The organism is Amycolatopsis sp. NPDC059027, assembly GCF_042739735.1.
Classification (GTDB): domain Bacteria; phylum Actinomycetota; class Actinomycetes; order Mycobacteriales; family Pseudonocardiaceae; genus Amycolatopsis.
Map to the genome: position 1 here is coordinate 14,007 of NZ_JBHYIK010000096.1, position 14,136 is coordinate 28,142.

General features: G+C 71.1%; 15 protein-coding genes. 2 read left to right on the top strand and 13 right to left on the bottom strand.

All coding sequences use genetic code 11. From position 1 onward, the window contains the following. Positions 1-5 precede the first annotated feature (5 nt). The 13 genes from ACFWY9_RS40435 to ACFWY9_RS40495 form a co-directional block, all read right to left on the bottom strand. The gene (locus ACFWY9_RS40435; protein WP_378341368.1) at positions 6-1,238 is read right to left on the bottom strand and encodes an ABC transporter permease; all 1,233 of its coding nucleotides are present in this window, start codon (positions 1,236-1,238) and stop codon (positions 6-8) included. Further along, entirely contained in the window at positions 1,235-1,948 is a 714-nt protein-coding gene (locus tag ACFWY9_RS40440) for an ABC transporter ATP-binding protein (protein ID WP_378341369.1), read from the bottom strand. The genes ACFWY9_RS40435 and ACFWY9_RS40440 overlap by 4 nt, the downstream gene beginning before the upstream one ends. Then, entirely contained in the window at positions 1,945-3,366 is a 1,422-nt protein-coding gene (locus ACFWY9_RS40445) for a peptidoglycan-binding protein (RefSeq protein ID WP_378341370.1), read from the bottom strand. Before ACFWY9_RS40445 ends, ACFWY9_RS40440 begins: the two co-directional genes overlap by 4 nt. Continuing rightward, positions 3,356-4,282, bottom strand: coding sequence for a hypothetical protein (locus tag ACFWY9_RS40450; RefSeq protein ID WP_378323671.1), 927 nt, complete (start codon positions 4,280-4,282; stop codon positions 3,356-3,358). The genes ACFWY9_RS40445 and ACFWY9_RS40450 overlap by 11 nt, the downstream gene beginning before the upstream one ends. Before the next feature lie 139 nt (positions 4,283-4,421). Beyond that, a complete protein-coding gene (locus ACFWY9_RS40455) occupies positions 4,422-4,712 on the bottom strand; it encodes a hypothetical protein (RefSeq protein ID WP_378323672.1) in 291 nt (96 codons plus the stop codon). Between the two features lie 63 nt (positions 4,713-4,775). Further along, on the bottom strand, positions 4,776-4,982 hold the full coding sequence (locus ACFWY9_RS40460; protein ID WP_378341371.1) for a hypothetical protein: 207 nt from the start codon (positions 4,980-4,982) through the stop codon (positions 4,776-4,778). 262 nt (positions 4,983-5,244) lie between these two features. Beyond that, positions 5,245-5,994, bottom strand: a complete 750-nt coding sequence (locus tag ACFWY9_RS40465) for a phosphoglyceromutase (RefSeq protein WP_378323674.1) — start codon at positions 5,992-5,994, stop codon at positions 5,245-5,247. Between the two features lie 771 nt (positions 5,995-6,765). Then, entirely contained in the window at positions 6,766-7,671 is a 906-nt protein-coding gene (locus tag ACFWY9_RS40470; protein ID WP_378341372.1) for a DUF4349 domain-containing protein, read from the bottom strand. Between the two features lie 66 nt (positions 7,672-7,737). Then, entirely contained in the window at positions 7,738-8,247 is a 510-nt protein-coding gene (locus ACFWY9_RS40475) for a YbjN domain-containing protein (protein ID WP_378341373.1), read from the bottom strand. Next, positions 8,247-9,500 carry a D-inositol-3-phosphate glycosyltransferase gene (gene mshA / locus ACFWY9_RS40480; RefSeq protein WP_378341375.1) on the bottom strand — a complete coding sequence of 418 codons (1,254 nt, stop codon included), beginning with the start codon at positions 9,498-9,500 and terminating at the stop codon, positions 8,247-8,249. The genes ACFWY9_RS40475 and mshA overlap by 1 nt, the downstream gene beginning before the upstream one ends. A gap of 71 nt (positions 9,501-9,571) precedes the next feature. Continuing rightward, positions 9,572-10,399 (bottom strand): alpha/beta fold hydrolase, encoded by an 828-nt coding sequence (locus ACFWY9_RS40485; RefSeq protein ID WP_378323678.1) that lies wholly within the window; start codon positions 10,397-10,399, stop codon positions 9,572-9,574. Then, complete coding sequence (locus ACFWY9_RS40490; protein ID WP_378323679.1) at positions 10,400-11,572, bottom strand: Ig-like domain-containing protein; 1,173 nt, start codon at positions 11,570-11,572, stop codon at positions 10,400-10,402. 166 nt (positions 11,573-11,738) lie between these two features. Further along, positions 11,739-12,800: a UDP-N-acetylmuramate dehydrogenase gene (locus tag ACFWY9_RS40495; RefSeq protein WP_378323680.1), complete on the bottom strand. Its 1,062-nt coding sequence runs from the start codon at positions 12,798-12,800 to the stop codon at positions 11,739-11,741. A gap of 25 nt (positions 12,801-12,825) precedes the next feature. On the opposite strand from ACFWY9_RS40495, the gene ACFWY9_RS40500 reads away from it, so the two are divergent. Both ACFWY9_RS40500 and ACFWY9_RS40505 read left to right on the top strand, forming a co-directional pair. Then, positions 12,826-13,326 (top strand): DUF2505 domain-containing protein, encoded by a 501-nt coding sequence (locus ACFWY9_RS40500; protein WP_378323681.1) that lies wholly within the window; start codon positions 12,826-12,828, stop codon positions 13,324-13,326. Beyond that, positions 13,308-14,136 (top strand): hypothetical protein (locus ACFWY9_RS40505; RefSeq protein WP_378341374.1); only part of this gene is annotated, 829 nt, incomplete at its 3' end. The genes ACFWY9_RS40500 and ACFWY9_RS40505, both read left to right, overlap by 19 nt.

The window sequence follows — 14,136 nt, forward strand, 5'->3', positions numbered from 1 at the left end:
AGTGCCTAGCCGCGCAACGCGTCCACCGGCTCGATCGAAGCGGCCCGCAGCGCCGGGTACGCCCCCGCCAGCAGCCCGACCAGCGCACCAGCCACCGGGGAGGCCAGCACCACGAGCGGGTCGACGACGGCCGTCCACTCGCGCACGAGTGCCACCAGGACGACGGTGAGCACGCCGAGGCTGGTACCGACCAGCCCGCCGAGCAGCCCCAGCACCGCGGACTCGGTGACGAACTGGGCCGCGATCTGCCGCCGCCGCGCGCCGAGCGCACGCCGCAGGCCGATCTCCGCGGCCCGTTCCATGACCGACACCAGCGTGGTGTTGGCGATCCCGACCGCGCCGATCACCAGCGCCAGCCCGGCGAGGAGCAGGAACAGGCTGTCGACGTCCGCGGCCACCGTGTCGCGCAGTGACCGGGGATCCGGTGGGGCCGCGACGGAAAGCAGCTGTGGCGCTTCGGGACGCAGCGCCGTCGGCAGCTGGGCCGCGACGACCTGTGCGCTGCCGAGCCGGGTCTCGACCAGCATCTTCGCCGGGTCGTCCGGCGCGGGCGGACCGTAACCGTCGAGCGCGGTGGTGGCCGGGACGATCACGCCGAGACCGGCCTGGGGCAGCCGTTCCGGCGTGCGGACGATACCGATCACCGTGTAGGCACGGCCCCCGAGGAACACCGCGGGCTGGGCGTCGAGCCGGGAGACACCGAGCTGCGCCGCGGCCGGCACCCCGAGCAGCGCCACTCGTTCGCCCCGCCGCTCGTGGAACTCGTCGAACAGGGTGCCGCTCACGACCGGGGTGTGCGCCGCCCGCAGCGCTCCCGGGGACACCGCGTAGACGTCCAGCGTGTGGGCGTCCCGGGCTCCCGGCAGCGCCCGGGCACTGACCTGGGTGCCCGGCGGCAGCGGGACCCTCCAGTACCGGCCCGCGTCGGCGACCCCGTTCACCGCCCGCGCCCGCTGGTCCGCGTCGGCCGGGAAGTCCAGCACCGGGTCGATGGTCCGCACCTTGGCCCCGGCGTCGGTCACCGTGACCTCGGTCGCCGACAGCACCGTGAACCGGGCGCTGATCTGCCCTGCCGAGGTGGCGGTGAAGCCGAGGATGGCCACCAGCGAGGCGGTGCCGATCACGGTGCCGAGCATGGTGAGCGCCGAACGCGCGGGCCGCTGCAGCAGCCCGGCCAGCGCCTCCGCGGCCAGGTCCCGGATGGCGAGCGCCGATCTTCGGGGGCGCCGCACGGTCACCGCCCCCGCCCGTTCGCGGCCTGCCGCTCCCGCATGGTGCCGTCGGAGATCTCGAGCACCCGGCCCGCCCTGGCCGCGACGACGGGATCGTGGGTGATCACCACCATGGTCAGGCCTGCCTCGTGCAGACCGCCGAACAGGTCCAGCACCGCGGACGTGGTGCCGGAGTCGAGGTTGCCGGTCGGTTCGTCGCACAGCAGCAGGCTCGGCCGGTTGACCAGCGCCCTGGCGATCGCGACCCGCTGGCGTTCGCCGCCGGACATGGTCGTGGGCAGCGCGTCGCGACGGGCGCCGAGGCCGACCCGCTCGAGTGCCTCGTGCGCCCGGGTCCGGCGCAGCCGCCGCGGCGTCCGGTTGTAGAGCATGGCCAGCTCGACGTTCTCGGTGGCCGTCCGATGGGGCAGCAGGTGGAACGCCTGGAAGACGAACCCGACCGTGCTCCCGCGCACCGTGGTCCGGTCGGCGTCCGGCAACCCGGCGACGTCGACGCCGTTGAGGGCGTAGACCCCGCCGGTCGGCGTGTCCAGCATGCCCAGCAGGTTCAGCAGCGTGGACTTCCCGGACCCGGACGGTCCGACCACCGCGACGTACTCGCCGGCCCGCACGGTCAGATCGGTGGCGCGCAGGGCGTGCACCGGCGGGGTGCCGGGATAGACGCGGTGCACCCCGCGCAGCGCGATCACCGGCGGTACCTCCGCCACGGCGTTCACCGGCCGATCACCACCTGGTCTCCTTCCGCGAGGTCACCCGCGACCGGCGTGATCTCGACCAGACCGCCGCCGGAGCGGCCCGCCCTGACCTCGACCGTCCGCTGCGTACCAGCCGCGCCCGCGACGACGACCCGGGTCCGCCCGTCGCCCGAGGACGTCACGGCCGCCGAGGGCACCGCGAGCACCGGCCCCCCGGTCTGCGCGAACTTCAGCGTGAGCCGGACGTCCTGGCCGATCAGCGCGGGTTCGAGCGGAGTGTCCGGGGTGATCGTCACGGCCACGTACGAGGTCCCCGACGCCTGCCCCTTGCCCTGCTGGTCCCCTGAAGCGCTGGGCGGGTTCTGGGGCTGCTCCCCGATCGCGGCGACCTTTCCCGCGCCGCGGAACCCGGTCACCTCGGAGTCGATCTCCGCGACGGCACCGGGCTGGACGAGGCTCCGGTCGGCCGGGTCGAGGCGGCCGATCACCTGCAGCCTGCCCGAGGACAACGTGACCAGCGGGGCCTCCACCGCCTTGCCGGGCTGAGCGCCCTGTTTGGTGACCCTGGCCGGGAACGACGGCAGGAAGACGAGTTCCGCCTGCGGCACCATCGGGCCGGTCCTGGCGTCCAGGTCGGCCAGCCGTTTTTCCGCCGTGCGCAGATCCGCGCGGGCGTCCTCGACGACATGCGGGGACGCGGGCTGTCCCGGCGCGGCCTGTCCCTCGGAGACATCGCGCAGCCGTCGCTTCGCCTGCGTCACGGCGTCCTGCGCGGCCTGCGTCGCCGCCTGGTCCTCGCCGGACGCGCCGCCCGCGCCACCGGTCGTCGGCACGGCGAAACCCAGCCGCTCGTAGTACGCCCGCACGGCCCGCTTGGTCGCGGCGCCGAACACCCCGTCCGGATCACCGGCACTGGGGAATCCCAGCTCGGCGAGCGCACGCCGCAGCCCGGCCACGTCCTTTCCGGTGTCGCCCGGCCGGAGGTCGCGATAGGCGGGCTCGGTGCCGGGCAGCGCGACGAGCGGCCTGCCCGACACCTCGACGAGCACGTCACCGGCGTTGACGGTGTCCCCCGCGGCCTTGCACACCGCGGTCACCACGGGCTTCGGCCCCGCCGCGGCACCGGCGGGGCCCCCTGCCGGGACGGGTGTGGCCTGGACGTCGTCGGTCCCGGCCACGGTTCCCCGCACCACGACGGTGGTGCCCACGACCTGACGCTTGACCGGTGCCGTCAGCACGGTCGGCGCGACCGGACGTTCCTCGGCCGCCAGCTGTGCCGGCGATTTCACGAACGCGGCACCCGCCACCCCGCCCGCGGTGAGCAGCACGACGGCACCGGCCACCAGCAGCAGCACCCTTTTACGACGTTTCAGCACGCTGCCCGGCGCGGTTTCCTTTTCGCGGGGGACACCGCCGGGGGACGAGCCGTCAGCCGCCATTGGCCACAATCTGTTCCGCCGCCTTGACGACCAATTGCCAGGTGTCACGCAGCTGGTTCAGCGCGGGCGCGTTCTTTTCGAGCAACGCCTGCTGATATCCGCTTTCCACGGCGAACCGGATCCCCGGCAGGTTTGTGCGCTGTTTGCACGTGACATCGGCGACGGCGGTGGCGATTTCGGCCGACGACCGCGGTGCCGGCCACTTCTGCTTGCGCGGTTCCTCCGGCGACTTGTACGCATACCCGGATTCGGCCATGCACGCGCTCCACGCCGCGTTCACCGCGACGACCCTGCTGTCCCCCTGCGCGCGTTCGGCGGCCTGTGCCGCGAGCCTGCCCGCCAGTTCCTTGTCGAGCTTGTCGTACTCGGGCACATGCACGACGGAGGCCTCGAAACAGCCGCCGCTGCCCTCGTTTTCGGGCGGGGCGAAGCCGTAGAGCGCCTTGACCCAGGCCGCACCGTGCTTCTGCACCGCGTCGTCCAGCGTCGGCAGTTTCACGCCCTGCTCGCCGAGCGACTGCAGGGTTCCGGTGCCCGGCGGCGAGTAGCCCGATTCCTTCGCCTGAGCGAGATCGTTGATGCCGTATGCGGGCAGCGGCACGCTGTCGCCCTTGGCCTTGCCACCGCCGGGGGCGTCGTCCGTCTTGTAGTCGAATCCCTTTTCCCGCATGCATTTCGTGGTGAGAATGACGCCCGCCTTGTCCAGCGTTTCCTGACGGCCCGCCGCGAGCCGGACGTACGGGTCGAGCGGGAGGTGGACCGCCGCCGGATCGGCCGGGGCGGGAGCCGGGTTCGCCGGAACCGCGGGCTCCGGAAGCGATCCCGCGTCGGGGGTGCCGGACGGGCCCGCGGCGCAGGAAGCCGCCAGCACCAGGAGAAAACCGAACGCCGGAAGAAGAACCGAACGTCTCTTCATACGAGCCCACCCTACCAGTTCCTGTTTTCCGATAGACGGCGGAAAAGCTTTCCGGACGCCGATACGACGTCCGGAAAGCTCAGAAATCACCGCCATTGGCCACGAATTACGAAACCGCCGCGGAGGCGGGGCCGGTCATTCAGCAGCCACGGCCGTCGACACTGAGATAGTCACCTCGGCTCCAGCCGACCACCCCGGTCGTGTCGTTGCGGTGGTAGCCCCACCAGTAGCTGCCCACTTTCCGCGCCACCGTGCTGCACTGGCCCTGCCCCTGGTAGCCGAGCCCCTTGACAGTGCCTCCGTCGGGCACCGACCTGATCCGGATGCCCTGGCCGATGTAGTCACCGTGCCAGCCCGCCGAAGCGACACCGGTGCCCAGCAGCAGGAACGCCGACGCGAGCGCTGCCAGCGTGACGAAAAACTTGCGCATCGTACGATCTCCCAATCATCGAGTAGGGATGACCTTTCAGCACCCGGTTTCCACACGACGAATTCACCGGCGGAAACAGGGCACCATTTCGATGCCCGCCGAAAAGCCTCGTCCGGGTCGAACCGGCTCGACGACGAAATCGAGCTTCCCCCTCCCCATTGCACGCCCGAGACGATCAAGCTCACCGGATTCGATGATGCTCGAAAAGAAAATGACGGATCCCTCCGGATCGCCCTTCCCCTTGTCCTGCACATCGGCAGGTATGACCATTCGTCACATCATGACGAAATCCCCTGGAGCCCCTGAGTCGAACAGTGTGAACGGCCATCGGCCACGGAATCGGAAGCCGCGACCGATGTCGACGGTCCATCGATTCCCAATCTACCAACGCCGCCGAGCGCCGGGCAACGACGTCCGGGCGATATCCGGACAGTTCACCCTTTCAGCGCACGGGGGACAAAAAACGGCCGGCCGATTCGGGCACGAATGCCAGAAATCGACCGGCCGTCGGAAATTTTCCGGCGATATACCGTCAGCGTCCCTGGTTGGCGACGGCGGCCGCGGCCTCCTTGGCGGCGTCCGGGTCGAGGTACTCGCCACCCGGCTTGACCGGCTTCAGGTCCTCGGTCAGGTCATAGCGCAGCGGGATGCCGGTCGGGATGTTCAGGCCCGCGATGTCCGCGTCCGAGATGCCGTCGAGGTGCTTCACCAGCGCGCGCAGCGAGTTGCCGTGCGCGGCGACGAGCACGGTCCGGCCCGCCCGCAGGTCCGGCACGATCGCGGTCTCCCAGTACGGCAGCAGCCGCGCCACGACGTCCTTGAGGCACTCGGTCAGCGGCGCCGCGTCGCCGAGGCCGGCGTAGCGCGGGTCGCCCGCCTGGCTGAACTCGTCCGCCGGGTCGATCTCCGGCGGCGGGGTGTCGTACGAGCGGCGCCAGAGCATGAACTGCTCCTCGCCGAACTCGTCGAGGGTCTGCTTCTTGTTCTTGCCCTGCAGCGCGCCGTAGTGCCGCTCGTTGAGCCGCCAGTCGCGCCTGACCGGGATCCAGTGCCGGTCGGCGGCGTCGAGCGCGATGTTCGCGGTCGAGATCGCGCGCCGCAGCAGCGAGGTGTGCACGACGTCCGGGAGCAGCCCGGAGCCTGCCAGCAGCTGCCCGCCCTTGCGGGCCTCGCCCTCGCCCTGCTCCGACAGCGGCACGTCGACCCAGCCGGTGAACAGGTTTTCCGCGTTCCACGTGCTCTGCCCGTGTCGCAGCAGCACCAGCGTCCCAAGTTCGGCCATGCCCACAGCCTGCCAGAACCCTTCCGCGCGCCCGCCGCGAGGCCGGGTTGCCGGGCCGGCTTGAACGGTGTTCTACACAGAGTGCGTTACCGATGAGTAACACTTTCACCCGACCAGAAGGCCGACTGTCAACAAGCGCGAAAAAAGGTGCAATGCACTCCACTCCGTTATCCCCGGTAGGAAAGTTCACTCGAACGGAGTAACCAGTAGTCTTGTGATTACTGGTCGACATCTGACAGGTTTGGCTACGTCCTACTCGGCCGGATTCCACGCACTCCCCGGCCGGAGTCGGGTACGACCGCGGCTCGTCTCCCCCCTGCCGAGCCGCGGCCCGCCAGGCCCCGTTGGCATCCCCCTCGTCACCGGGTCCACCGAGGCGGGAACTTCAGCGGGACGGCTCGAGATCGCGACTCCCCCCTCCCTCGAGCCGTTCCGCTGACCGGCTTCGCCTAGTCGGAAACCTGGCGGTTTCCTCCCGGTGTCCCGTTTCGTAGTGGGGGGGGGGGGCCCCCCCCCCCCCCCCCCGCCACCCCGCCCCCCCCCCCCCCCGGCCCCCCCCCCCCCCCCCGGGGGGGCCCGGGGCCCCCCCCCCCCCCGGCGGCCGCCGCGGCGCCGCCCCGCCTCTCCCCCCCTCCACGGGGAGGCCCCTGTGCGCGGCTGCGCATTGTCGCAACCCTGGGGGTTACGTCCGGGTGGGCCGTTTCGTTGTGGGGGCCGAGCCCCCACACCCCCACGGTGCGTCCGGTGCCGGACCCAGCGTGGTCGCCCCGCCTACGCGGTGGGTATCTCTGCTGCCTCCGGCTCGGCTGCGCTCGGCTTCGCCTCGCGGCGCTTGCGGAGGTACCAGAGCACCGCGACGGTGGGGACGCCCAAGACGAGCAGGAAGGGGGCCATCGCGCCGACGACGGTGAGCAGGCCGCCGCCGAAGACCAGGAAGGCGTGCCAGCCGCCCGCCAGGCCGCCCAGGAAGCCGCTCGGCCCCTCGGGCGCGGGGGCAGGAGGCGGCGTGCCCTCGGAGACCGTCAGCGTGATCGTGGACATCGCTACGCTGCCCGCCAGCGAGTTGCGACGCTGCTCCAGAGACTCCAGATCCGCCTCCCGGCGCGTCAGCTCGGTCTCCACCGACGAGATCTCCGTGACCGACGTCGCCTTCGCCAGCAGCGCCCGCATCCGCTCGACACTCGCCCGCTGCGTCGCGAGCCGGGCCTCGACGTCGACGGTCTGCTCGGTGACGTCCTGGGTGTTCAGCTCGCGCTTGACGGTCTTCCCCAGCCCGGCCAGCTCGTCCAGTACCCCGTCGAGCTTCTCGGCGGGCACGGCGAGGCTCAGCGTCGCGTGCGTGCCGCCGCTGCTCTCCTGCCCGGTGTAGCCGCCGGCGGCCTGCGAGACCTGACGTGCGCGCCCGATGACGTCGGCCACCTTCGGTGTGCTCAGTTCCAGCCGCGCGGTGCGCACCAGCTTCCGGTCGCTGACGCCCGGCTGGCCGACCGGCACCGGCGCCCCGCTCTTGCCCTTGTCCGGCTGCGGCGCCTTGCCCTGCTCCACCGGCGCGGAGTTGCCCGAGCCCGCGCTGTCGGCACGCATCGGCGCCGCGCTTTCCTTCGCCCCGTTCGTGCATCCCGCGAGCACCAGCGCCAGCCCGGCCGCCGCGAGCGCCGCTCTCCACCTGGTCCGCATCCGTGTTCTCCCTCCAGTCATGGCGGGAGGACGAACGGGACGATCAGCGCGGTTGCACGCGCCTGGTCACGAGTCGGTCAAGCCAGGCTCGTGCGGTTTCGCGGGGTCGACCAGATGCCGGAACGCCTGGAGGTTCGCCAGCGACTCGCCACGCGAGACCCGCCAGTCCCATTCACGCTTGATCGACGTCGCGAACCCGAGCTCCAGCAGGATGTTGAAATCGCCGTCGGCGGCCTCGACAACCTGGCCGAGAATCTTGTCCAATTCGGACTCGGTGACCGTGTCGATGCCGAACCGGCCGACCAGGTAGATGTCCCCCATACTGTCCACTGTGTAGTGAACCCCGTACAGTTTCGCGTTGCGCTGCAACAGAAAACGGTAAACGTCCTCATGCGACTCGTCGGGACGGCGGCAGACGAACGCCTCCACCGAGAACGCGTGGTCACCCTCGACGAGCCAGCAGTTCGTCTGGAGCTTCTTGGTTCCGGGCAGTGTCACGAAGTACTTGCCGGGACCCCGCCGGTCGTACTTCAGCTCCGCGGCGTCCAAAGTGGACTTGATGACGGCGTCGAGCATCAGACGGCAACCTCCGAACGTAGTTCCAGCGCCCGCCGGAACGCGGTGGTGGCCTGAGCATAGATGTCCAGCAGCGAGTCCGTGGTGCGCCGCCAGGAGAACCGCCGCGCGTGGGTGACCGCGTTCGCCGCCAGCTCCGCCCGGCGCCCCGGCCGCAACGCGACCGACGCCAGCGCGTCCGCCCATTCCGGCGCGCCGTGCGAGGGCACCAGCAGCCCGGACACGCCGTGCGGCACGGCCACCGGCAGCCCGCCGACCTCGGCCGCCACCACCGGCGTCCCGCACGCCTGCGCCTCCAGCGCCACCAACCCGAAGGACTCGTTGTAGCTCGGCACCGCGACGACGTCGGCCGCACGGAAGACGTTCGCCAGCGCCTGCCCCGGCTGCGGCGGCAGGAACGAGACGTGCCGTTCGATCCCCAGCGAGACGGCCAGTTCGCGCAGCGCCTGCGGCTGCTCCAGCCCTGTCCCCGACGGGCCGCCGACGACCAGAACGACCAGCCGCGACGCCACCTCCGGCCGCTTCCGCAGCAGCTCCGCCGCCGCGTGCAGGAGGACGTCCGGCGCCTTGAGCGGCTGGATGCGCCCGGCGAACGCGAGCACGACGGCGTCCTGCGGCAACCCCAGCGCGGCACGGGCCGTGTACTGCGAGCCCGGCGTGAAGCGGTCGAGATCCACCCCTGGCGGCACCGCGTGCACCATGTCCTGCGGCGCGTCGTACAGCTCGATCAGCTGACGCGCCTCGACCGGTGTGTTCGCCACCAGCCGGTCGGCCTCGGCGACGACCTGCTCCTCGCCGATCACCCGCGTCCGCGGCTCCGGCGTGTCCCCCTCGGCGAGCGCGGCGTTCTTGACCTTCGCGAGCGTGTGCGCGGTGTGCACGAGCGGGACGCCCCAGCGGTCCCGCGCGAGCCAGCCGACCTGGCCGGACAGCCAGTAGTGCGAGTGGATGAGGTCGTAGTAGCCGGGCTCGTGGAACGCCTCGGCCCGCAGCACGCCGGAGGTGAAAGCGCACAGCTGCGCGGGCAGTTCGTCGCGGCCCAGCGGCTCGAACGGCCCCGCCGGGACGTGCCGCACGGTGACCCCCGGCGCCAGCTCGGCCAGCGGCGGCTGGTCCGAGGAGGTGGCCCTGGTGAACACCTCCACCTCGACCCCGCGGCGGGCCATCTCGGTGGCGGTCTGGCTGATGTAGACGTTCATCCCGCCGGCGTCACCGGTGCCGGGCTGTTCCAGCGGAGACGTGTGCACGGACATGACCGCGATCCGGCGCGGCGCAGCACGAAACCCCTGCAGGGAGATGCTCACCTGGTCAACTCCTGTGGTATCTACCGGTGCTGTGGCTGTTCTCCGGAGAACTGCCGAAGCACGGAGTTGAATTCCTCCGCTGACTCGACGAACGGCAGATGCCCCGCGTCAACGAACCAACGCAGAACGGCCCCCGGAATCTTCCCGGCGGCGTATTCCGCGGCCGCGGGGGCAACCACCCGGTCGTTCGTCCCGTGCACGATGAGGCAGGGCTTGTCGATCGCGGCCAGCACCTCCGCGCTGTCGACGTCGCGGCGGAACATCGCGGACCGCACCGACGGCGACACGCTCAGGCAGCTGCCGAGCAGGGCCTGCGCCAGCGGTCCGGGAACCGGTTTCGCCGCCATGGCCTTGCTGAACTCGATCAGCGCGGGCACCGCGACGTCCGGATCCTCCGAGAGCACCGCCGGGATCGCCGCGCGCATCGCGTCGCCGATCCGGCCGCCCTCGTGCCCCTTGCCGATCTCGGTGAGCGCCCCGGCCAGCACGATGCCACCGATGCGTGCGGAACCGTGCACGCGCAGGTAGTCCGTGATGACGAGCCCGCCGTAGGACCAGCCGACCACGATCGGGTCCGGACCGGCGAACTCCAGCACCGCGGCCAGGTCGTCGGCCCACACCCGCGGGTCGTCGTAGCCCTGCTTGGGCGTGTCGGACGCGCCGTGGCCGCGCAGGTCCATCGCGATGAGCCGGAACTGCCCGGCCAGCGCGGGATCCGCGAACTGCGAGGCCCAGACACGGGACGACTGCGCCCAGCCGTGCACGAGGACGAGCGGTCGCGCGTGCCGCGCGCCGCCCACGGACAGGCCGATTCTGGCGCCGTCGGCGCCGGTGACTTCGGTACGCACTTACTTGACCGCCGAGAAGGACTTCCAGGTGCCCCAGTCGTAGAGCCAGTCGTTGACGTCGGACTGCGTCTGCTTCCCGAGCTTCGAGCCGGTGACCTCGACCGGGTCGCCGATCAGCGCCGAGGAGAAGTACTCCTTGGCGTCCGCGTCGAGCAGGTTCACGCAGCCGTGCGAGTTGTTGGTCTTGCCGATCGCGGCCGCGTTGTCCTGGTTCTCGTGGATGAACTCGCCGTGGTTGGAGAACCGGCACGCCCACTTCTTGTTGACGTTCGTGTAGCCGTAGCGGGCGTTGTCGAAGACGGCGTGTTCCTTTTTCTCCATGATGATGTAGGTGCCGAGCGGGGTGTTGCGCTCGACGTCGGAGTCCAGCCCGTTGCTGCACGGGTAGCTCTTGACCTTGGCCCCGTCGCGGTAGACGTTCATCTGGTGGTCCGGGGTGTTGATCTTGACGACCTGGTTGCGGCCGATCTTGAACTTCGTGGTGACGTCGGACTTCCCGTACACCCCGCCGCCGAGGTCGACGCCGTACAGCTTCGCCTCGACGTCGACCGTGATGTTGGCGGGCCAGTACTCCTTGGGCCGGTAGTCGACCTGCGTGTCGGAAAGCCAGCCCCACGCGCCCTCGACCTGCTTGTCGGTCTTGACGGTGAGCGCCTTTTCGACCGCGACCCGATCCTTCACCGGGGAGTCGAACTTGACGCTGATCGGCATCGCGACGCCGACCTGGGCGTCGTCGATCGGGTTGAGCGTCGCCCGGTTCTGGCTCGCGGGCTTCAGCGTGGTGAAGGCCCCCTTGAGCTCGGCGACCTTGTTGTCGCTGCCGGTGGCCTTCGCGGCGTAGGTGTAGGTCTTGCCGTAGCCGAGCGGCTCGGCGCTGGTCCAGCTCAGCCCGTCGCTGGCGAGCTCGCCCTTGACCTGCTTGCCACCGTCACCGGTGAGCGAAACCTCGGTGAGCTTCCCTTCGGTGACCTTCACCACAACCGGCGTCGCGACGGGTGCGTCCTTGGCGTCGACGGCGGGTACGGCGGTGATCTTCGCCTTCGGCTGCGCCGGCGCGGACGGCTGTCCCCCATTGCCGCCACTGCCTCCGTTGTCCTCCCCCGAACACGCGGCGACGATGACCGTGGCCCCTGCGGCCAGTGCGGCCTTGAACACCATGCGGCGATCCAACACTTACAACCTCCCGCTTGCCCCCTCGCCGACCGGCAGCCTCCACGCTCTCAACGTCGGCGACGGGTTCGACGTTACCTGCCGACCCGCAAGGTCACCCAGGCCCACTACCTGTGTAGACGCCCGTGCGGGGAACGGGTTGCCAGTGTTCAGGAGCACAAAACCCGGTTCACAGTGCGCAGTTGATGAGCAACGGCTCTGGGTGCAGCGTCACACCGAAGCGGTCGCGGACGCCGTCGCGGACCTCGCGGGCCAGTGCGAGCAGGTCCTCGGTACGGGCCTCGCCGCGGTTGGTCAGCGCGAGCGTGTGCTTGGTCGAGAGCGAAACGCGTCCGCCCGGCCCGGGATGTCCCTTCGTGAATCCGGCGCGTTCGATCAGCCAGGCCGCCGACAGCTTGACGCCGCCGTCCGCCGGATACCGCGGGACCTTCACCTCGGCGCCCACGACGCCGCCGATCCGCGCCAGCACGGCGTCGGCTTCGGCGGCGGGAAGGATCGGGTTGGTGAAGAACGAGCCCGCGCTCCACGTGTCGTGGTCGGCCGGGTCGAGCACCATTCCCTTGCCACGCCTCAGGTTCAGCACGGCCTCCCGCGCGTCGGCGGCCGGGACGAGAGCACCGCTCTCGACGTTGAGCACCCGTGCCAGTTCGGCGTACCGGATGGGCGCGGAAAGACCGTCCTCACGGATCTCGAAGCGGACGGTGAGCACCACTCCCGCGTCGGTGCCCTTGAGCACGCTGGTGCGGTAGGCGAAGCCGAGTTCGTCGGCCTTGACCGTGCGGACCTCGCCGGTGGCGCGGTCGTAGAGGTCGACCGAGACGATCGATTCGGCGACCTCGCAGCCGTAGGCGCCGACGTTCTGGATCGGCGTCGCGCCGACCGAGCCCGGGATGCCGGACAGGCATTCGAGCCCGCCGAGCCCCTCGGCGACGAGCGCGGCGACGAACTCGTCCCAGTTCTGCCCGGCGGCGACCTCGACGATCTTCCCGTCGCGGCTCCAGCCGGTGGTGGCGATCTCGATGAGCGTGCCGTCGAACCCGGCGTCGCCGACGACGAGGTTGGAACCGCCGCCGAGCAGCAGCACCGGCTCACCCGCGGCGTCGGCCTCGCGGACGGCGTCGACGAGGCCGGCGCTGGTCACGGCGGTGACGTACCGGCGGGCGGGGCCGCCGAGGCGCAGCGTGGTGTGGGCGGCGAGGTGCGTCGCGGCGGGAGTTTCGGCAGGCTTCACGCTCCCAAACGGTACTGTCCGGCTCATGGGATCTCGGATCGAGCACCGCGCAGAGTTCTCCGACGACGTCGCCGACGTGCTGGCGGCGGTCGCCGGGGAGGACGCGCTGGCGGCACGGCTGGAGCGGCTGGGCGGCGACGGCGCGGCGCTGCTCGCGTACTCCTGGTCGGACGACGACGAGATCTCCTACGAGCTGCGGCAGGGCATCAGCGCGGAGCGGCTCCCCCAGGCCGTGCGGGCGCTGCACAAGGGCGATCTGGTGGTGCACCGGACCCAGACCTGGCGGCCGGACGGCGACGACTACACCGGCGAGGCGACCGTCGAGGTCGGTGGCGTGCCGGGCGAGATCACCGCGCGGACGTCGCTCGCGGTGTCGGGCGACCGTGTCGTGCTGCTGACCCGCGGCGAGGTGACGGTGCGGATCCCGCTGTTCGGCGCGAAGCTGGAGAGCGTGATCGCCGAGCAGGTGACGAAGCTGCTCGAGCGCGAGGGGGAATTCACCGCGAAGTGGCTGGCCGACCACTGAAACCCGGCGCGCTCGTCGGCGCGCCGACCCGGGGCACCACGAACCCGAACCGCCTGCGGCGTGTCGACCGCTGGCTGGCCGGTGACCCCGCTGTCGCGGCGTTGTTGCGTCGTGCGCCGGACCCGCTCGTCGTCGATCTCGGCTACGGCGCTTCGCCGGTGACGACGGTCGAGCTGGCGCGCTGGCTGCGTTCGGTGCGTCCGGATGTCCGGGTTCTGGGGTTGGAGCTGGACCCGGTGCGGGTGACTTTCGCGCAGCGGGCGGCCGATCCGCCGCGGCTGGAGTTCCGGCGGGGCGGGTTCGAACTGGCCGGGACGCGGCCGGTGCTGGTGCGCGCCTTCAATGTCCTGCGGCAGTACGCGGAGGACGAGGTCGCGGACGCGTGGTCGCTGATGCTCTCGCGGATCGCGCCGGGCGGATTGCTCGTCGAGGGCACGTGCGACGAGATCGGACGACTGTCCACATGGGTCACCGTGAACGCTTCCGGCCCGGTTTCGCTGACGTTGTCGCTCCGGCTGGATGCCCTCGATCAACCGTCCACAGTGGCCGAACGCCTGCCGAAGATCCTGATCCACCGCAATGTTCCCGGCGAGCGGGTGCACGCGTTCTTGTCCACTTTGGATGCCTGCTGGGCGGCAGCGGCACCGCTGCGGTCGTTCGGTGTGCGGGCCCGATGGCTGGAAACCGTGCGGATGCTCGCGGCGGGGGGGGGGGGGGGGGGGGGGCCCCCCCCCGCGGGGGGCGCGCGGCGAAAAACACCACCCCCGGGGCGGGTGGACGCCCCTGTGGGGGTGCGGGGGGGTGGTGACA

Bases quoted from the DNA above. Each gene is read 5' to 3' on its own strand.
- ACFWY9_RS40445 (WP_378341370.1), bottom strand. From the start codon at position 3,366: ATGGCGGCTGACGGCTCGTCCCCCGGCGGTGTCCCCCGCGAAAAGGAA.
- ACFWY9_RS40450 (WP_378323671.1), bottom strand. From the start codon at position 4,282: ATGAAGAGACGTTCGGTTCTTCTTCCGGCGTTCGGTTTTCTCCTGGTG.
- ACFWY9_RS40455 (WP_378323672.1), bottom strand. From the start codon at position 4,712: ATGCGCAAGTTTTTCGTCACGCTGGCAGCGCTCGCGTCGGCGTTCCTG.
- ACFWY9_RS40460 (WP_378341371.1), bottom strand. From the start codon at position 4,982: ATGGTCATACCTGCCGATGTGCAGGACAAGGGGAAGGGCGATCCGGAG.
- ACFWY9_RS40465 (WP_378323674.1), bottom strand. From the start codon at position 5,994: ATGGCCGAACTTGGGACGCTGGTGCTGCTGCGACACGGGCAGAGCACG.
- ACFWY9_RS40470 (WP_378341372.1), bottom strand. From the start codon at position 7,671: ATGCGGACCAGGTGGAGAGCGGCGCTCGCGGCGGCCGGGCTGGCGCTG.
- ACFWY9_RS40475 (WP_378341373.1), bottom strand. From the start codon at position 8,247: ATGCTCGACGCCGTCATCAAGTCCACTTTGGACGCCGCGGAGCTGAAG.
- mshA (WP_378341375.1), bottom strand. From the start codon at position 9,500: ATGTCCGTGCACACGTCTCCGCTGGAACAGCCCGGCACCGGTGACGCC.
- ACFWY9_RS40500 (WP_378323681.1), top strand. From the start codon at position 12,826: ATGGGATCTCGGATCGAGCACCGCGCAGAGTTCTCCGACGACGTCGCC.